The 19804-nt window shown below is 32.1% G+C and carries 17 protein-coding genes, 1 tRNA gene and 1 pseudogene; 9 read left to right on the top strand and 10 right to left on the bottom strand.

The genetic code is table 11. The features are described from left to right. A pseudogene (locus tag ACZIYX_RS06950) lies at positions 1-976 on the bottom strand (hypothetical protein); the annotation flags it as partial. Between the two features lie 263 nt (positions 977-1239). Here ACZIYX_RS06950 and ACZIYX_RS06945 point away from each other — a divergent pair. The 3 genes from ACZIYX_RS06945 to ACZIYX_RS06935 all read left to right on the top strand — a co-directional run bounded on the left by ACZIYX_RS06945 (position 1240) and on the right by ACZIYX_RS06935 (position 4390). Continuing rightward, positions 1240-1312, top strand: a tRNA-Gly gene (locus ACZIYX_RS06945). 204 nt (positions 1313-1516) lie between these two features. Then, positions 1517-3439, top strand: a complete 1923-nt coding sequence (locus tag ACZIYX_RS06940; protein ID WP_462681486.1) for a tetratricopeptide repeat protein — start codon at positions 1517-1519, stop codon at positions 3437-3439. Between the two features lie 12 nt (positions 3440-3451). After that, positions 3452-4390 carry a glycosyltransferase family 2 protein gene (locus ACZIYX_RS06935; protein ID WP_462681485.1) on the top strand — a complete coding sequence of 313 codons (939 nt, stop codon included), beginning with the start codon at positions 3452-3454 and terminating at the stop codon, positions 4388-4390. Here ACZIYX_RS06935 and ACZIYX_RS06930 read toward each other — a convergent pair. From ACZIYX_RS06930 to pepE, 3 genes are all read right to left on the bottom strand, one after another. After that, positions 4383-5159, bottom strand: a complete 777-nt coding sequence (locus ACZIYX_RS06930; protein ID WP_462681484.1) for a methyltransferase domain-containing protein — start codon at positions 5157-5159, stop codon at positions 4383-4385. The two genes, ACZIYX_RS06935 and ACZIYX_RS06930, sit on opposite strands and share 8 nt — an antisense overlap. A 113-nt stretch (positions 5160-5272) precedes the next feature. Continuing rightward, entirely contained in the window at positions 5273-6187 is a 915-nt protein-coding gene (locus ACZIYX_RS06925) for a glutaminase (protein ID WP_462681483.1), read from the bottom strand. Positions 6188-6196: 9 nt separating this feature from the next. Continuing rightward, complete coding sequence (pepE, locus tag ACZIYX_RS06920) at positions 6197-6904, bottom strand: dipeptidase PepE (RefSeq protein ID WP_462681482.1); 708 nt, start codon at positions 6902-6904, stop codon at positions 6197-6199. A gap of 102 nt (positions 6905-7006) precedes the next feature. On the opposite strand from pepE, the gene ACZIYX_RS06915 reads away from it, so the two are divergent. The 6 genes from ACZIYX_RS06915 to ACZIYX_RS06890 all read left to right on the top strand — a co-directional run bounded on the left by ACZIYX_RS06915 (position 7007) and on the right by ACZIYX_RS06890 (position 14121). After that, positions 7007-7804, top strand: a complete 798-nt coding sequence (locus ACZIYX_RS06915; RefSeq protein ID WP_462681481.1) for a carboxypeptidase-like regulatory domain-containing protein — start codon at positions 7007-7009, stop codon at positions 7802-7804. Between the two features lie 311 nt (positions 7805-8115). After that, on the top strand, positions 8116-8871 hold the full coding sequence (locus tag ACZIYX_RS06910) for a peptidase associated/transthyretin-like domain-containing protein (protein WP_462681480.1): 756 nt from the start codon (positions 8116-8118) through the stop codon (positions 8869-8871). A gap of 146 nt (positions 8872-9017) precedes the next feature. Continuing rightward, positions 9018-9527: a DUF6702 family protein gene (locus ACZIYX_RS06905; protein WP_462681479.1), complete on the top strand. Its 510-nt coding sequence runs from the start codon at positions 9018-9020 to the stop codon at positions 9525-9527. Between the two features lie 64 nt (positions 9528-9591). Continuing rightward, complete coding sequence (locus ACZIYX_RS06900) at positions 9592-11904, top strand: M1 family metallopeptidase (RefSeq protein ID WP_462681478.1); 2313 nt, start codon at positions 9592-9594, stop codon at positions 11902-11904. Positions 11905-11992: 88 nt separating this feature from the next. Beyond that, positions 11993-12286 carry a Sec-independent protein translocase subunit TatA/TatB gene (locus ACZIYX_RS06895; RefSeq protein WP_462681477.1) on the top strand — a complete coding sequence of 98 codons (294 nt, stop codon included), beginning with the start codon at positions 11993-11995 and terminating at the stop codon, positions 12284-12286. 338 nt (positions 12287-12624) lie between these two features. After that, entirely contained in the window at positions 12625-14121 is a 1497-nt protein-coding gene (locus ACZIYX_RS06890; RefSeq protein ID WP_462681476.1) for a S8 family peptidase, read from the top strand. A 69-nt stretch (positions 14122-14190) separates the two neighbouring features. Here ACZIYX_RS06890 and ACZIYX_RS06885 read toward each other — a convergent pair whose 3' ends face one another. The 6 genes from ACZIYX_RS06885 to ACZIYX_RS06860 form a co-directional block, all read right to left on the bottom strand. Beyond that, positions 14191-14832, bottom strand: a complete 642-nt coding sequence (locus tag ACZIYX_RS06885; protein WP_462681475.1) for an O-methyltransferase — start codon at positions 14830-14832, stop codon at positions 14191-14193. Between the two features lie 91 nt (positions 14833-14923). Further along, complete coding sequence (locus ACZIYX_RS06880) at positions 14924-16018, bottom strand: amidohydrolase family protein (RefSeq protein WP_462681474.1); 1095 nt, start codon at positions 16016-16018, stop codon at positions 14924-14926. A gap of 104 nt (positions 16019-16122) precedes the next feature. After that, positions 16123-16647, bottom strand: coding sequence for a 3-hydroxyanthranilate 3,4-dioxygenase (locus ACZIYX_RS06875; protein ID WP_462681473.1), 525 nt, complete (start codon positions 16645-16647; stop codon positions 16123-16125). Between the two features lie 104 nt (positions 16648-16751). Continuing rightward, a complete protein-coding gene (locus tag ACZIYX_RS06870) occupies positions 16752-17531 on the bottom strand; it encodes an SDR family oxidoreductase (RefSeq protein ID WP_462681472.1) in 780 nt (259 codons plus the stop codon). A gap of 28 nt (positions 17532-17559) precedes the next feature. After that, the gene (locus ACZIYX_RS06865; protein WP_462681471.1) at positions 17560-19002 is read right to left on the bottom strand and encodes an aldehyde dehydrogenase; all 1443 of its coding nucleotides are present in this window, start codon (positions 19000-19002) and stop codon (positions 17560-17562) included. A gap of 13 nt (positions 19003-19015) precedes the next feature. Continuing rightward, positions 19016-19783, bottom strand: a complete 768-nt coding sequence (locus ACZIYX_RS06860; protein ID WP_462681470.1) for an IclR family transcriptional regulator — start codon at positions 19781-19783, stop codon at positions 19016-19018. Positions 19784-19804 lie beyond the last annotated feature (21 nt).

Below are 19804 nucleotides of genomic sequence, written 5' to 3'. Positions count from 1 at the left end.
ACCCATCCTCATCGGTATAGGTAAAGGTTCCGTTATTGTTATCTACCAGAGTAGTAAGCGTTTCTAAGTTCCGAACAATATTGGTAAGGTTCAGGTTGGTAGTGGATCCGTCCTCATCGGTATAGTCGATACTGGCATTGTCTGCATTCAGGGCAATGGCAGTCAGGGTCTCTAAGTTAGATACATCGATTACGGAAGTAGAACCATCCTCATCGGTATAGGTAAAGGTTCCGTTATTGTTATCTACCAGAGTAGTAAGCGTTTCTAAGTTCCGAACGATATTGGTAAGGTTCAGGTTGGTAGTGGATCCGTCCTCATCGGTATAGTCGATACTGGCATTGTCTGCATTCAGTGCAATGGCAGTCAGGGTCTCTAAGTTAGATACATCGATTACGGAAGTAGAACCGTCCTCATCGGTATAGGTAAAGGTTCCACCAGCATTTTCAATTATAGTTGTAAGAGTTTCAGAAGGTAAAGTAACACTTCCACCATTATCTAAAGATAATTCATTTGTAGAAGTATTGAATGATAGCTGTTGGTTATCTGTGCCCACAAAATTAATAGGAGATCCATTACCATTATTAAATGTATATGTTCCATCTCCATTATTGGTAAGTTGTGCTTTGTTAATAGTGACAGTTACATTGTTTTCATTTGTATAGCTAAAGGAACCATCATTATTATCAATTACAAAAGTGATAGTTTCTGCAGAAGTACATAAGGATTCCCAGGAAGAGCCATTATATTGAAAGACACAATTATTATCTGTATTATACACCATTGCTCCGGAAAGAGGTGTAATAAGATTCATTTGATTATTAGTTACCCTAGTAAGTATAAAAACTTTATCTGTACTTTGTAGCTCTAATAATGAAGAAGGATCAATCAAATCTGGATCATCTCCAATCTTTACCTGAGCAAGTAAAGAATTAAGATTAAGGAAAATGAATAGAATCAGAGTAATTCTTATTTTCATAGTGATGGGGTTATTTTTTGATTTTATTTCTTTTATGCTTTGTTATATTCAAAATATTTGTGGATATCAGTAGGTTGAGCTTCTAACAATATTAATCATTTTTTTTTTATTGATTATGGTTTTGTTAACAAAAATACATATTTCTTCAGATTAAACGCAGTTTATGCCGATAAAATACGTTTTTTTTCGTAATTCTATTTTTTAATTTTTCTTTAATTTTTCTTTTTTTTTCTTTAAAAAATTATACATTTGCACAGCTTAATGCGGGAGTAGCTCAGTTGGTAGAGCGTCAGCCTTCCAAGCTGAATGTCGCCGGTTCGAACCCGGTCTCCCGCTCTAAAATTCTCTTCTCATTATAGTTTCTGGTTTTTTATTTTATGTCTTTTGTTTAAGGGGTTGATTTTTAGTTATTTTTTTAATTTAATAAAAAATAAAATTGTTGTTTTATTTAAAACAGGTGTTATGTTTGTCGTAATATGAATTTATAGATTTTTATATAGCCTGTCATATTTTATTATATTTACTGGAAAATAAAAATTTATGAAAGCGAAAAGCTTTTTGATTAATCCTGAGGAAACTTTGCAAAAAATTAGTTCGCAAAAAATCATATTAAGTATTATTTTGCTTAGTTTATTAATTTTTAGTCCTGTGTTTACGGGCTCGGAATTTTTAACATACGATGATAATTGGTACATATATGAAAATGAAAATGTAATTAATTTATCCTGGAAATCTATAGTAAATATATTTACAACATTACAAGGAGGTCAATATTCTCCACTTGGAGAAGTGTATCATTCTATATTATATTATTTGTTTGGTAAAAACGCAACTGCTTTTAAAATATGTGCATTATTAGTGCATCTTGTTAATGCAGCTTTATTGTTTAAGATTTTTGACGTTCTTTTTAAAAACAGATTGCTTGTTATTATTGTTGTTTTGTTTTTTGCAATACACCCTTTGCAAGTAGAAACAATTGGATGGATATCTGTTATTTTTAGAAATGCTGTTTTCTTCATGTTTTTGGGGTATCTGTTTTATATAAGATATTTAGATACTTTTAAGAAGTATAATTTGATCCCGGTATTGGTTTGTTATATACTGGCTTTTCTTACAAAAGAACAAGCAATTTTGTTTCCTGTAGGTTTGTTTCTCATTCAGATGATGAGATTTCAAGATTTTTGGAACAAGAGATTTATAATTGAAATGATTTTTTGGGCTGTTGTAGCATTGATTTTTGGGTTAATAACCATTGAGGTTACTAAAACAGGAGGTCCAAGTATTGTAAATAGAACAGTTTCGGTTTATGACAAAATAGCTTTACTATCCAAAACTATTTTAGCCTATACTACTAATTTTTTATTTCCATTTAAGTTATCTTTTTCTTATCCGTATCCGGTTGGTAAATCAAACATTTCGTTTTTAACTATATGTTTTGCATTTGGGCTATTGATTTTAGGAAGTTTTATTTCTTTTAAAGATAAAATTTTTAGATTCGGTTTTTTATGGATTTTGGGTTTTTTGAGTCTTGGATTGGTGTTTTCATTTTTTCATTTAAGAGATTCGTTTATGGCAGATCGTTATGCTTATTTGGCAATAATAGGATATTCTTTATTATTGTATTGGGTATTATCATTGCTTAAAAAGTTTTTTTCGAATAATCTTATATTTTTAGGAGTATTATCTTTTTTTGTTGTTTCCTATGCAATAGTATCTTTTAAAAGAATTCCTGTTTTTAAAAATTCCAAAAATTTATGGACCCAGGCAATAGAAGTTAACCCGGAAAATCAATATGCATATAATAGTTTAGGTTTTTATTATAGAAATCATAATAAAATAGATACAGCATTTGTATATTATAAAAAAGCATTAAAAATAGATCCAAATTATTATTTGGCTCATAGTAATATCGGAAAGGTTTATTATAATAAAAAGCAATACGATAGTGCTTTGTATCATGTTTCAAAAGCAATAACTATTAACCCACTTTATAAAAGAGCATATTTAAACAGAGCTGCAATTTATTCAAAGACCAATAAAAGAGATTTGTACCTGCAAGATTTGAATAAAATTTTAAATTTAGAACCAGGAAAAATAAAGTATTTGAAAGAAAGGGCTCGTACTTATTTTGAACTTAAACAATATGATAATGCAGTCAAGGATGCTACAGAATTAATAAAACTAAATCCTAATGATTCTTTTTCGTATTATCTTATAGGGCATAGTTATTTATTGCAAAAGAGTTATGAAAAGGCTAATCAATATATGGATAAAGCTATTCAGAAAAACTCAAAAGAAGGGAAGTATTTTTTTATTCGATCTTTATGCCGCTTCAGAGTTGGTAAAACGTTAGATGCATTGAATGATGCAATAATGGCAAAAAAAGCAGGCTTTAATGTAAATGAAAGCTATTTAATGGGTTTAATACAAGAAGTAAAGAAATCTAAAAATAAAAAGAATTAATACAATTGCTTCATGAAACTATCCAAATTGTCTATAGTTGTACCTTGTTATAATGAGGAAAGTAATATTGAAGAACTTTTTAATGAATTAAAAAAAGTTATAGAATCACTTACTTGTGTTTGCGAGGTGATTTTTGTTGATGATGGTAGCAAGGACAATACTTATAAGGAAATAGAAAAAAAGTCACATAAGTACGATTATGTTCATGGAGTTTCTCTTTCCCGAAATTTTGGACATCAAATTGCATTATTGGCAGGTTTGGAAAAGGCATCAGGAGATGTTATCATTACTTTGGATGGAGATTTGCAACATCCGCCACAAGTGATTCCAGAATTAATTGAAAAATATAATAAAGGATTTGATATAGTAAATACCAGAAGGATTGACGATGAATCTACTTCTTTTTTAAAGAAAAAAACCTCTACATTGTTTTATATACTTATCAATAAGTTATCAGATATTAAAGTAGAACCTTTTGGAGCAGATTTTAGGTTAATGAGCAGAGAAACGGTTGACGCATTTTTGAGTATTAAGGAACAGGATCGTTTTACCAGAGGACTGGTAAGTTGGATCGGTTATAATCAAGGGGTTGTAGAATATAAGGCCAGTCCCCGGTTTTCAGGAAAATCTTCGTATACGGTAAAAAAAATGTTTCAACTAGCTATTAACGGGATAACCAGTATGTCTTCAAAACCATTGAGAATATCTTTGTATCTGGGGTTAATGTTTTTTATTACAGGATTGATATACGCTGTATTTATAATTTATAACTATTTTGCAGGAATCAATGTAGAAGGGTGGACTTCTATTCTTATAACTATTTTGATTTTAGGGGGGATACAATTACTTATATCTTCAATCATAGGCGAGTATGTCTCTCGAATATTTAACGAAACAAAATCAAGACCGCTTTATCTGGTAAAAAAGCAAACTTCTAAAAAAATCACTTAGTTTTTGAAAACATACTTAATGTAGCAAAAGACATTTTTTTACCTATATAATTTCTGAAAAAAAGAGAATCTATCTTAAAAATAAATTTAACCAACCCTTTTCCTCCTATGTTCAAAAAAGGAAAAGCATCGGGATTATAAAATAAAATATACGAAAGCAATCCAGGATATATTTGATCTGTTAGTGCATATCCATTATTAAGAAACAGATCATTTAGTTCTTTTAATTTAAAAGCTTTTTCTGTCTCCTTATCAAATAAAGTATTTCTATTATAAATATTTTCTCTTACCTTTCTGAAAATTATGTTGTTATGTGTAGGTTCCAATACAATAAATGCACCATCAGGAGAAAGGTTTTTTTGTAACTTGGCCACTACAGTATTGCACATAGATGGTACGTGATGTAGCCCTCCTATGATGATGATGATATCAAATTCTTTGTCACTCTTGAAAGTAGAGATGTCCTGAACATAAACATGCAGGTTTTTATTGGATTGTTTTACTTTTTCAATCAAAACAGAACTATAATCAAAACCTTCATAGGATTTTAAAGTGCCTATATTCTTTTCTAATATAGATTTTCCTTCAGAGTATCCGCACATAGGCTCTAAAACAGAAAGATTTTTATTTTTTAATTTAATTTTATCTTTAAAGAAAAAATGCCACATTAAATCTTTCAAATATAAATGATTAGTAGATTTTCTGGCATTATAATATTTTTCAGATATACTTTCAAAATGTTCTCTTTGTTGTTCTATAGGATTGTTCATTCGTTTTAATTTCAATAATTTTAAAATGTTTCTCGTTATATATTTAAGTTCAGATAAATTATTTGTAGCTTATAATTTCTTTGTTTAATACCGAATAAGATATACTTTATTACTCAAAAAATAGAAAGCCCTGTTAAAGTTGTTAATTGTTCCAAAGAATACATTCCCAGTTCAGAGTTTCCTTTAGGATTTAAGGGCGGACTCCATACCGTAACCGCGTATTGCCCGGGATGTACGGCAACAATTCCTCCGCCTACACCACTTTTGCCAGGTAACCCAACTCTAAAACTAAACTCACCAGCCTCGTCATAAAAACCACAAGTTTGCATAATAGCATTGATACGCTTTACTTTTCTTGAAGGTACTATTTGTTCTTGGTTGTATAATAATTTACCTCCATTAGCATAGATCATAAATGCTTTGGATAATTCCTCGCAAGACATTTCTATAGAACATAAATGAATATATAAGTCTAAAACAATTTCGATATTATTTTTAATATTGCCAAAGGCTTTCATTAAGTTTAGTAATGACATATTACGATGGCTATGTTTTTTTTCAGATTCAAAAACATTACGATTTATGCCTATATTTTTACTATTTACTAATTTATGTATAAAATCAAGAAGATCATTTTTTGGATTTTCTAATTTTGAGACTAAAATATCACAAACAACCAAAGCACCGGCATTTATAAAAGGGTTTCTGGGGATTCCATTTTCATATTCTAATTGTACCAAAGAATTAAAAGGGTCTCCCGATGGTTCAACATCTACTCTTTCAAACAAATCATCCCCTAATAGTAACATCGCTTTGGTAAGAGCAAAAACTTTGGATATACTTTGTATAGAAAACTTCTCTGTATTATCCCCAAAATGATAATGCCCGGAATTAATACAATGCAAATGCATTCCCAATTTGGCAGCATCTACTTTTGCTAATTCAGGAATATAAGAAGCTACTTTTCCTGTATTATCTATAGAAGAAATCTCATTTTGTATAGAAGTAAGTATTTTTTGGTATTCCATAAAGGGTTTTTAGCTTAACTCAGATAAAGAACTATTAGCCTGTATTTCATACGGAGCTTTATTTTTTTCAAAAATTCTGGCAGTTAGATCTCCTTTAAGTATAATATCATTTTTATAAACTCTTAGCCAACTTCCTTCTCTTAATCCTACTACAGGTTGTGGATTTAAATTGTGAAATTCTTTAATCCTTGTTTCCCTTGTTTCACCTTTATGGGTAGATGCAGGGTCAGGATCCAAATAATGAGGATTTATATTAAAAGGTACTATCCCTAATGTTTTAAAATTTGGAGGATATACAATTGGCATATCATTGGTGGTTTTCATATTTAAACCACAGATATTACTCCCGGCACTTGTTCCTAAATATGGTATGCCAGAGTTTACTATTTCTTTTAGCGGTTCTAGGATGGCATTTCTGTATAGTTGGTCTACCAATAAAAATGTATTTCCTCCTCCTGTATAAATACCTTTTGCATTTTTTAACGCCTCGACAGGATCAGAAAACATGTGTATGCTAACTATTTTTTTGTTCATCTTTTTAAAGATATTGTTAACGCCGATAGTGTATTCATCGTGAGAGATCCCTCCGGGACGGGCATAAGGGATAAAAAGTATTTCTTCGATACCAGAGTATAAGTCTAATAAAGTTTCTTGTAGATAGGCTAGGGGGTCGCTACCATACACGGTAGAGGTACTTGCAATTATACAGTTTTTCATGTAGTTTTTTTATAAAGGTAGTTTAACGTTTTCTTTTATTGAAATCTTCTGTGAAAATAAAAAAATGTAGTATCTTAAAAAATAAATTTAACCCGGTCTGTTATGAAATTAAAATTATCTGTCCTTTTTATTTGTTTTATATGTATTACGGCATCAGCCCAAATTACCTCAAGAGTTTTAATTAACGGAAAAGTTAGTGTTCCTATAGAAGATGACCCCGAAGGAGTAGTAGTATATAATCGTAGTACTAACAAAGGTACAATAACAAATGCTAACGGAAGGTTTATAATTAGTGCAGGAATAAATGATCGAATTGAAGTGGTTGCCATGCAATACCAACATTTTATAGTATTGGTAGATAAAGGAATAGTAGACAATAAAAGATTACATGTTTTTCTTAAAGAATCTGTAAACCAATTAGAAGAAGTAGTAGTTACCCCTTATGATTTATTGGGTAATATAACTGTAGATGTAAAAAAAATAGGGTACAGCAATAGTGGAATAGGAGGGGTGGCAAAAGAAACCTCTTCAAAAATTAATGACGCGGATTATGATTTTGTGCCAGATGAATTATCGGATATAAAGAGCAAAGAGTTTTTAAAATTTTCAGAAGAAGGACTAATTAATGGATTAAATTTTGTTAGCCTTTTTAAATTAGTATATAGTACAAAAGATAAAACTAAAACAAAAAAACAAACTGCTGATATTGATGTTAAGATTAGAAATGTCTATAACGATCAATTTTTTAAAGATTATTTGGCATTAGATATAGACCAAATAAATGATTTTATCTTTTTTGCAGAAGCCAATGGGTTAAATGAAGAATACTTTGAACCAGGCAAAGAATTAGATTTATTACAATTTTTGGCATACCAAAGTAAAATATATAGAAATCAATAGTCATCCAAGACCAGTTACAATTTGAATTTACCAAAAAAGAAAATCTAGTTATTTTTCAAATATTCAAAGCAAAAACCCTGATACAGACTTGATTTGGCATCAAACATAGCACTTGTAAAGAACTAAATAATTATGATCTGTTTTTGTTTTGAAGCATAGACAGAAAAGAAAATTTTATTGCGATAAAGTCAAAGTGTAAATAGGATTATTTATATAGCTCGTGTAATTTTGTTGAAAATGTGTCGTCTTTGGAAATAAAACAACATGCCTTTGTTTTGGGATATTGAAGGTTTGTTTCTGACAAAATTTTTATGACAAAATTTTTACTGCTTACATCTATACTGTTATCCATATCTGTTTACGGGCAATCTGAAAGTTTAAAAGGAAAAATCATAGCAGATTCTCTTCAGGGGTATGCTATAAATATTGTGAATTTTACAAAAGAAATAGGGACAACAAATGATGAAAATGGTTTTTTTGAAATACCGGCAAACCCGGGGGATTCTATTGTTTTTTCATCTGTACAATATCAAATACATTCCATTATTGTTCATAAAGATCAATTGTTAGAAAACAGAACTACAATTGTTCTGAAACCTATTGTACAACAATTAGATCAGGTAAAAGTAAGTAATGTAGAGCTCTCAGGGTATTTAGATGCGGATTTGAAAACACTAGAATTGAGCCCTTTTGTAGATAATCAAATATTAGGACTCCCATTTAGTGATAAGCCACAACCAACATTAGCGCAAAGAAGAATTTATACAGCAAGATCCGGAATATTAGACTTGCCTATTAATTATTTAAACGGTAAACTTAAAAAGCTTAAAAAATTAAAAGCTATAGAAGATTTAAATAAAATAGTTCAAAAAGGAGAAACAACATTCGATACCTCCTTTTTTATAAACGAATTAAAATTGCCAGAAAATTTAATACCTGATTTTATGTATTATTGCGCAAAAGACGATTATTTTAAAAATCTTATAGAAAATACAAACAAACTTACGCTAGTAGAATTTTTTCAAGAAAGAGCTGTTTCTTACAAAAAACATAAAGAAATAAATTAACGTAAATTTATTATGGTTTTCAAGTTTGGCATAATTTTTTGATTCATGACCTTAAAATTAATTACTTTTAGCCTTTTACAAGTTTTAAATTATGAAATACACATAAAAAAACGTGCATATTTCATTAGACTGATAAGATATAGTATATGCATAAGAATATAATTCTTTTTGTTTTTATAATGTTTACTACATTAAGTTCCTTTACTACCGCACATAAGTTTTATGTTAGTGTTACACAGGTAGAATACAATAAAGAGGAACAAACTCTACAAATAATATCCAGAATTTTTATCGATGATATTCAAGATCTTTTAAAAGAAAGATACAATCTGTCTGTAGATTTAGATAAAAATGAAAAAACCTCAGAAATAGATAAATACTTAACGACTTACCTTAATCAAAAACTGGTTTTTAAAGTAAATGGTAAAAAAGTAAATTTTGTTTTTATAGGTAAAGAATATGAAGAAGACCTTGTTATTTGCTATTTAGAAATAGAAAATATTACTTCCTTAGAAACTATAGAAATAACAAACGAAGTTTTGATGGATCTTTTTGAAGAACAGCAAAATATTATTCATGTAAAAAAAGAGAATCAACGTAAAAGCTTAATCCTTGAAAAAGAAAAAGAGGTAGGGGTGTTAAAATTTAGTAAATAAATTATTAAACTTTTAAAAAACAACTACTTTGCAAAACCATAACATTTAACTCAAAACTATTATAATGAAAAAGATACTTTTAGTCCTTTCAGTGACTTTTTTGATATCAGGTATTTTATATGCTCAAAATCAAGAAGAGACTAAAAAAGCCCGGGAATTAGGGCATACCAATCAGAACAAATTTAAACAAATGTACGATGAGTTTGCTACTCCAAACATGTTTAGAACAGCTTCAGGAGCTCCAGGTCCGGCATATTATCAGCAACAAGCAGATTATAAAATGGATGTCGAATTAGACGATAAAAATAAAAAGCTAACCGGTAGAGAGACTATTACATATACTAATAATTCTCCTGATAATTTAGAGTTTCTTTGGGTGCAATTAGATCAAAATATGCGGGCGAAGGACTCTAAAACGCCACTAATAGAAGCAAATGGAGTGGATCCAGCAGCTACAACAGATGGTTTTGTAACAAAATATCTTGCAGAACCATTTGATGGAGGTTTTAATATTACAGCAGTAAAAGACAGTAACGGAAAACCACTTGAATATACTATTAACAGAACCATGATGCGCGTAGAAATGCCTCAGGATTTAAAACCCGGAGAAAAATTTGTGTTTTCTATCGAGTGGTGGTATAATATTAATGACCACGTAAATGGAAGAGGAAGATCCGGATATGAAGAGTTTGAAGATGGAAACAGAGCTTACGTTATTGCTCAGTTTTATCCTCGTATGGCTGTGTATAATGATGTTGAAGGATGGCAAAATCATCAATTTTGGGGCAGAGGAGAATTTGCATTGCCATTTGGTAATTTTGAAGTAAATATTACAGTTCCCGCAGATCATATACTAGATGGAACCGGAGAATTAGTAAATAGAAAAGAAGTGTTTACAAATGATATGATGAACCGCTATGAAAAAGCAAAAAAATCGTACGATACCCCGGTTGTTATTGTAACTCAGAAAGAAGCAATAGCAAAAGAAAAAACATTTGCCCAAACTAAAAAAACATGGAAACTAAAAGCTGAAAATGTTAGAGATTTTGGCTTTGCAACCTCCCGAAGATTTATCTGGGATATGATGGCGGTTAAAATAGGAGGAAAAGATATTATGGCAGTATCCATGTATCCTAAAGAAGGAAATCCGTTATGGGAAGAATGGTCTACAAAAGTAGTTGCGAGTACTTTAAAATCTTATAGTAGAATGACTTTTGATTATCCATATCATAAAGCGATCTCGGTACATGCAAAAAATCAGGGGATGGAATATCCTATGATCTGTTGGAACTATGGAAGACCAGATGAAGATGGTACGTATAGCGACCATGTAAAATACGGAATGATGAGTGTTATTATACACGAGGTTGGACATAATTTTTTTCCTATGATTGTTAATAGCGATGAGCGTCAATGGACATGGATGGATGAAGGACTTAATACCTTTGTACAGTATATAGCAGAGCAAGATTTTGCAGAATGGTACCCCAAAGCATTGGGTAATGATAAAGAATACCCTTCAAGACGTGGTCCCGCAGATAAAATCGTGCCTTATATGGCAGGTGACCAGAGTTTTTTATCCCCAATTATGTCACAATCTAATAATATCCATCAATTTGGGCCAAATGCGTATGCAAAACCAGCAACCGGATTAAATATTTTAAGAGAGACAATCATGGGCAGAGATCTTTTTGACTACTCTTTTAGAACATATTCTCAACGATGGATGTTTAAACACCCTACCCCCGAAGATTTTTTCAGAACTATGGAAGATGCCTCTGCAGTAGATTTGGATTGGTTTTGGAGAGGATGGTTCTATACAACAGATTATACAGATATTGGAGTAAAAGATGTAAAAAAATATGTGGTTTCCAAGGTGCCTACCTTACAAGCACAAAAATTTGCAGCATCTGACAGAAATTTAAGATTTGCAGATTTTTCTGATTTGGTTTTTATGGTTGAAGAAGGAAGCGATGATTATAATAGAATTAAAGCAAATGGAGGGGTTATTGAAGATGCTACATCATTAAAAGAATATGTAATGGATAATTTTTCTCCTGAAGAACGCAAAAACTTAAAACAACCTAAGTTTTTCTATGAAATTACTTTTGAAAAACCAGGAGGTTTAGTAATGCCTTTAATTGTAGAATATACTTATGAAGACGGAAATACAGAAACGGTAACATATCCTGCAGAAATTTGGAGAAAAAACAATAAAGAAGTTAAAAGAGCAATAGCATCTGAAAAAGCAATAGCAAAAATTGTAGTAGATCCAAAACAAGAAACAGCAGACATTGACATGTCTAATAATAGTTGGCCTAAACGAAAAAAATTGGGCAAGTTTGAACAATTTAAAAATAAAGTAAAAGGACAATAAAGTATTGTTTTTGATAAGATCAAAAAGCCATTTCAAAAAACGTTGAGATGGCTTTTTTTTGCATAATATTATTTATATTTGTAGCATTATGACAGCACTACCTTTATTTATTAGTGGAACCGAAATAGCCTTTATAGTTTTTATACTGGTAATGGTATTTGGCGCAGATAAAATTCCTGAAATAGCAAGAGGATTAGGAAAAGGAATGCGAATAATTAAGGATGCTACAAACGATATTAAAACAGAGATTACCAAGAGTGCAGAAAAACATGGTGTGGATACCAATCTGCCCTCTTCAATAACTTCAGATATAAAAAAAGAAATAGACCAGGTCAAAGAAGATATAGATAAAGCTACCGGATCAATAAAACGGCAACGCTAGTTTTTTATACCAATCTCTTTCTCTTTATTGGATTTTCCTTGTAAAAAGATACTTTTCTTAGATAATAACTGTTTTTTTTTGAATTACTTTTTTGTTTCGCCGGCAAGGGATTACACTACCCGTTAATACTGGGTTTTTGTGCTTTTTTTATATAATAATTTGGTGTTATGCAAGCATAATACCCTGTTTTTTGTTGGATATATGACAATGTTAATGTGTAATATTTGAATATAATTTAATACATTAGCTTTATAATTATAAAAATGATAATTATTCGTAATTTTTTCGAATTTCTTTTTTATTGATTTTTTCACATAACTCATAAAACCTATTCTAAAATGAAAAAAATTATTATTCTTGCTTTAGGGCTTATTTTTGTACTTTCTTGCTCTAAAGATAACCTTGGTGAAATCGAAGAGCCTGATGCAGAATTTTCTGAATCACAAAAGTTACTTTCCATATCTGAAATCAATAAATATATTGAAACTGAATTAAAACAAAACAATGATGTGGATTGGACAAAAGCACCTGCAGTTGTTTTGTGGAGCGCTGTAATGCATGGTGGAGAAGTTTTAAGTGTGGGATATGGAGAAAAAGATGAAAGTTTTTCTATACAAAAAACATCCAGACTAAATGATGCAAGAGATAATGTATATAAAATTATACAATCTGTAGAAGGGGCAAGTAAATCAAATTCACTTGTGTCAGCAGATGAAATACTTAACGTGACCGATGTAAAAATAAGTAGTTTACAAACAATAGTAGAATTACAGAAAGCACCTCAAATACGATATTTGGAGCCAATAGGGTATGGATCTTATCTGGAAGAAGCCTCTGGCCAACAAAAATCTGCGGGATGCAGTCAAAGCGGTCAATCTATTAATAGCGGAGACTATAGGGTGATATCTCCTAATGCATGGTTGCCCTGGAATTTTGATGTACATAAAGTACCACAAGCCTGGAATTATAGTACAGGAGCGGGGATAACTGTTGGTTTAATAGATACCGGGATTTCTGCAAGCCAGAACTTGTTGGGTAGTGGTTTTAACGATGGAGACTCTAACGGAAGAACTGTTCAAAAATTTGGAACATTTATTGATTCACCTTGGTGGTGGTCTGATAATATAGATGGACCAAATGATAAATGCGGTCATGGAACTCAAATGGCATCTGCAATAGCATCCCCGCGTAATAATGATTTTATGCCTGTAGGAGTTGCCTATAACAGTAATTTGGTTGCTTATCGAGGAACAGAAGATGTTGTGCTAAATGATTATCATGAGCGTAAAGGGGTTAGTAATGCATTAAAAGCATTAGGAAACAGAAGCGATGTTAAGATTATTTCTATGTCTGTAGGATATCCCTGGTCTATTGGCAATGTAAAAGATGCTGTAAAATATGCCTACGGAAAAGGTAAAATGATTATTGCAGCAGGAGGAACTTCTACTACGTTTACAAATTGGTACGGGGTTATTTTTCCTGCTAGTATGGCTGAAGCTATTGCAATTACAGGAATAAAAGATAATGGGTATAATCGTTGCGATATTTGCCATGATGGTAGTAAAATCGATTTTACAATTGTTATGCAAAGGGCAGGAGATGCCAATAGAACAGTGCCTGTGTTAGGGTTTAATACAGGAACACAAGCTTATGTAGGAGGATCTTCTGTAGCAACAGCTACAACAGCAGGTATTGCAGCTTTGGTATGGGCTCGTAACCCCAGTATGACAAGGGATCAGGTGTTGGATAAACTGAAAAGGGCAGGAGAGTTTTATCCCAATCGTAATAGCAAATTTGGTTACGGTAACATTGATGCTCTAAAAGCAGTACAATAAGATAAAGAATATTTGGGGAATCTGAAAGTGGAGATCATACATTAGATCTCCACTTTCTGTTTTTAAGAATTATAATACCCTGCTAATAGTTAATCCATCCCGAATAGGGAGTACTACGGTTTCTATTCTCTTATCATTTATCAAAAGCTTGTTGTACTCCAGAAGCGCTTTTGTAGAAAGATCTTCCTCTTCTACGGGTTCAATTACTTTGCCATTCCACAATACATTGTCTGATAAAATAACAGCTCCGGAGTTCATTTTGTCGATTACTAAATCAAAATAGAGAGGATAATTAGGCTTGTCGGCATCAATAAAAACCAAGTCAAATTTTAAATCCAGATTTGGAATAATCTTTGAAGCATCCCCAATATGCTGATGGATTTGTTTTCCGTAATCAGAAAGGTTAAAATATTTTCTTTGAAAATCTTCTAATTCTTCATTAATATCAATAGTATGCAATTCTCCGTCTTTTTGCAATCCTTCTGCCAGGCATAATGCCGAATATCCTGTGTAGGTGCCAATTTCAAGTATACTTTTTGGGTGTATAAGTTTTGATAGTATACTTAAAACCCGACCTTGATAGTGCCCGCTAAGCATACGGGGCTGTAAAATTTTTTGATATGTTTCCCGATTAAGTTGTTGTAGTAATTCAGGCTCTTTCTCGCTATGGTTTACTACATACTCATCTAGTTTTTCTGGAATAAAATGCATGATTGAATTTTATTATAAAGTTTTGGTTAAACAGTGTTTTTTTAAGTCTAATCTTTAAAATAGAATTTACCTATTAAAGATATGGATTTTATTATACACCTACTTTACCAAGTATTTTGTCTATTAAATCTTGCTTAGCATCTTGATCGTCTCCAAATAGCCAGCGTAAAACATTATCTTCCCAAATATCGTCGTATTCTTTTTCATTTATTATTTTACGATCCAAAGCCAAATCTAAAATTTTACCAGGATAAGAAGACTGAGGTAAACTTTCCATTTCACCTAAAGGGTAAGGGTCATCCAACCCCAAAATGACTTGTTTACTTCCTTGCCGTTCCACAGTTAATTTTAACGAATCAGTATCGTGTACTAGAGTATCAAAATATATGTTTGGATGCCCTACAGCTTTTCTTGGGTGGTGTTTTCCTTCAAATAAATCTGGTCTTCCATCAAAGCCTTGTATACGTCTGCCAAGGTTCATTTGTGCCAGTTGTCCCCCATGCGCAAAACAGGTTCTTATATTTGGATAGCGTATTTGCATTCCATTAAGAGTATAAAAATGATATGCATCCCCGCATTGTGCCAACATCCATACCAAATGAAAACGCCAGGAAACATTTTCTAATTTAATCATTTTATCCCCATCATACGGGTGTACTTCTATAGCTAGTTTGTATTTGTTGGCCAGCTCAAAAATAGGATCATTTTCTTCGTCAAAAATACATCGCCACTGCCCGATAGAATCCATAAAGTGGGTTGGCAAGCATAATACGCGCATTCCCAACTCTTCAACACAGCGTTCCATTTCCCAAAGCGCTCCATTGATAAACCCGGGATGTACTACAAAACCACAAGTAAATTTATCCGGATGATCCTGCTGTATACGTGCATTAAAATCGTTCTGAAATCGTAAAGCATGCTTCATTTCTTCCAGGCGTAAACCATTACCGTATAATTGAGAAAGATTTAAGACAACAGCATGATCGATTTTAAAGTGCTCCATCCATTCTAGTTTGTCGTCTAAGAAAAAACTAGAATGTGTTACGGGGCGTTTCCACCCTTTTTGTAACATATATTTGCGTTCATCATCTACCCAAAAAATCTCTTTATCCTTCATGAATTTAGGAATTTCTTCTGGATATGGTAGTAGATGCGAGTGACCGTTTATTCGAAGTTTTCTTTTCATGGGTATGTTTGTTTTTTATGACCAATAAGTATGATTAAATGGTATTTTTGATATCTTGGGATTGCCACATTTATTATAATAGTTTTACACCAAATGGGGAGTAATTATTTTTTATCGGGAGCTTCCATTATTGTTCCACAATTAGAACAGGTACATTTTTTTTTGTCATTATAATATTTATCAAAAATAATTGGCATATCTGTTTCTATATTGTCTAATGCAAATTCTTCTCTGTATAATTGGGTATTACAGTTTTCGCAATACCATTCCAGAGCATCCATCATTTTTTCCTGACGAGGGTATTCGATAACTAATCCCACGGTATTAGCTCCTCTTTGTGGGGAATGCGGAACCTTAGGAGGTAATAAATAGATATCCCCTTCTTTAATATGAACATCTTTTGGCTCCCCTTTGTCCATTATTTTTAAAATCATATCTCCTTCTACCTGATAAAAAAACTCTGGGGTTTCATTATAGTGGTAATCTTTTCTGTTATTTGGTCCACCTACTACCATTACAATAAAATCTCCATCTTTCCATACACATTTGTTGCCTACAGGAGGTTTTAATAAATGCCGGTGTTCTTCTATCCAGGCTTTAAAATTAATTGGTGAAACTAGGGTACTCATATTTTTGTAACTTTATTTGTTTTTGTTTTTTCTCTTACGATTGAACTGTATTCTGTACTAAATTTAATTATTTTAATCCTTATTTAGCAATAACAAATAGTTAACTATAAGGATTTTGTTCTTCCTCCATCTACAGGTAGATTTATACCATTGATGTAAGATGCTGCCTGTGATGCCAAAAATGCTACAGCATTGGCTATCTCTTCGGGTTTTGCAAATCGTTTTGCCGGCACTTCATTTTTCATGGCATCAGAAACTTCTTCTATAGTTTTTCCAGTTTTTTCTGCCTTGTTATTAATAATTTCATTTAGTCTTTCTGTTGCTGTTGCCCCGGGTAATACATTGTTTACTGTAATGCCAAATACAGCTAATTCATTGGATAGTGTTTTGGACCAGTTTGCAACGGCACCGCGTATAGTATTAGATACCCCCAGCCCGTTTAAAGGTTGTTTTACCGAAGTGGAAATTATATTAATTATTCTTCCATATCCTTCTTTTTTCATTCCGGGAACTACAGCTTGCACCAAAACATGATTGCTTTTTAAATGTTGGGTGAATGCACGTTCAAACTCTTCTAAAGAGGCATCATATACTGGTCCCCCTGCAGGTCCCCCTGTATTGTTTACCAAAATATGAAATACTTTATCTGCCTTATAGATATTTTGTTTTAAATTCTCTGGATTTTGAAAATCTGCAACAATATAATGATGTGCTTGCCCTTTATCTGTAGCTAATTCTTTTAAGGTATTTTTTAGCTTATCTTCATTTCTTGCCACCAGGGTGATATTAGCTCCCAGTTCTGCTAATTGTTTAGCTGAAGCTTTTCCTATACCTTGTGTACTACCGCAAACCAGCGCGTTTTTATGAGTTAAATCTAGATGCATTATAGATGTTTCTAAAGTTTATATTTTTTTAATATTGTATACAAATGTTTTTGGGTTCGGTAAAAAACCGCAGGGCTTCAAAACCACCTTCCCTGCCAATACCAGAGTCTTTTATTCCACCAAAAGGAGTGCGTAAATCACGCATCATCCACGTGTTTATCCAAACGATTCCGGATTGTATACGTTTAGACAATAACATACTTCGGTTTAGATTGTTTGTCCAGATGGTGCAAGATAATCCATAACGAGTATTATTTGCCAGGGATAAAGCCTCCTCATCGGTATCAAAAGGCATAATAGTTACAACTGGTCCAAAAATTTCTTCTTGTATTACTCTGCAATTTGGATCAATAACTTCTATAATAGTTGGTTGTAAATAATACCCGTTTTTATGATTTTCTACTTTAACATAATCACCACCACACAGTATTGTGCCACCTTCTTCTTTTGCGATTTCAATATAAGATTTAACTTTTTCCAGATGTGTTTTAGAAACGAGTGCTCCTATATTGGTTTCCTTATCTAGTGGAGATCCTATTTTAAGTTCTCTTGTCTTGGCAATAAAATCGGTTTTGAATCTCTCGTATATAGATCTTTCTACATATATTCTTGAACTGCACAGACATATTTGCCCTTGATTAGAAAAAGATGATTTTATAGTGGTTTCCAACATTTTGTCATAATCGCAATCTGCAAAAATAAGATTGGGGTTTTTGCCACCTAATTCTAAAGATAATTTTTTAAACATAGGTGCTGCTGTTCTGGCAATATGTGCTCCGGTAGCTGTTCCTCCTGTAAAAGAAATCGCTTTAATTTTAGGATGTTCTACGATAGCTTGTCCTGTTGTTTTACCTAAACCATGCACTATATTTAAAACTCCTTTAGGTAACCCGGCTTTGTTGCATATATCTCCCAAAAGATATGCTGTCATTGGGGTTATCTCGCTAGGTTTTGCTACTACGGTATTTCCTGCGGCAAGAGCAGGGGCAATTTTCCAAGTAAAAAGATATAATGGTAAGTTCCAAGGGGATATGCAGCCTACAACTCCTATGGATTGGCGTAAGGTAAAGTTGAATACATTTTGCCCAATGCTTTCATGCGCTTCGCTGGCAAACTGAGTAATAGCATTTGCAAAAAACTGAAAATTAGAGGATGCCCTGGGTATATCCACATTGGTAGATAAACTTAGAGGTTTACCATTGTCAATAGTTTCGGCTTTGGCAAGAGACGCTAAGTTTTCGGTTATTAAGGAAGCTATTTTTGCCAGAATAACACTGCGTTGTTGTAAAGTTGTTTCTGACCAGTCTGGAAACGCTTTTTCTGCAGCGATATATGCAGCTTGTACATCTTCAGCAGATGAGTTGGGGGTTAAACTATATATCTCGCCAGTAGAAGGATTGTAATTATCTATCCATTGATCTTGTACAGGGTTTTTAAATTCGCCATTTATATAGTTTAATATTTTTTCCATTTTTATATATCTATTAACTAAAAATATGTTTTAACTCTTCTGCTGTTTGTTTTAGATCTCCTGTATATGTTTTAATTTCATTTTTATTAAACCTTGCAGAAGGACCAGAAGTACTTATAGCAGCTATAAATTTTCCTTTAGTGCTAAAAACAGGAACGGCAACACATACCAGCCCTATTTCATTTTCTTCTAAGTCTAAAGCAAAACCATTTTTTTTAATATTTTCTACCTCGGCGATTAACTTTTTTCTATCTGTGATTGTGTTTTTTGTAATAGTTTCCAGTTGAATGTCCTCTATACTTTTTTTATAATCCTGTTCTGCAAAAGCCAGCATGACTTTTCCTAATCCTGTGCAATGCAATGGCTTTTCTGTGCCAATTTGTGAGTTGATTTGTAAATCATGTCTGCCTACTACTTTGTCTAAAAAATAAACCTTTCGGTTTTTGTAAATAGCTAAATGAGCAGTTTCTCCTGCACGTTTTACTAACTCCTCCATAAAAGGCCGGGCTTTTGAAATAAAATTTTTATGGATACTTACTTTTTGACTTAATTCAAATAGTTTAAGACCTAGTCTGTATTTTTCATTTTCCGGATTTTGTTGTATTACATTTAGGGCTTCCATGGTGGCTAACATCCTGTATACAGCACTTTTATTAGTGCCTATTTTTTTTGCAATTTCAGTAACTCCAAGTTCTATCTTATCCATAGAAAAGCAATCCAAAATTTTAAAAGCTTTTTCAACAGATGTGTTTAGGATTTTTTTTTCTGTGGTGTTATTCATACTTCTATTTTTTGTAACACC

This window comes from Aquimarina sp. (assembly GCF_977115655.1).
The sequence above is the reverse complement of the archived record's forward strand: the minus strand, read 5'-3'. Positions and strand labels throughout refer to the sequence as shown.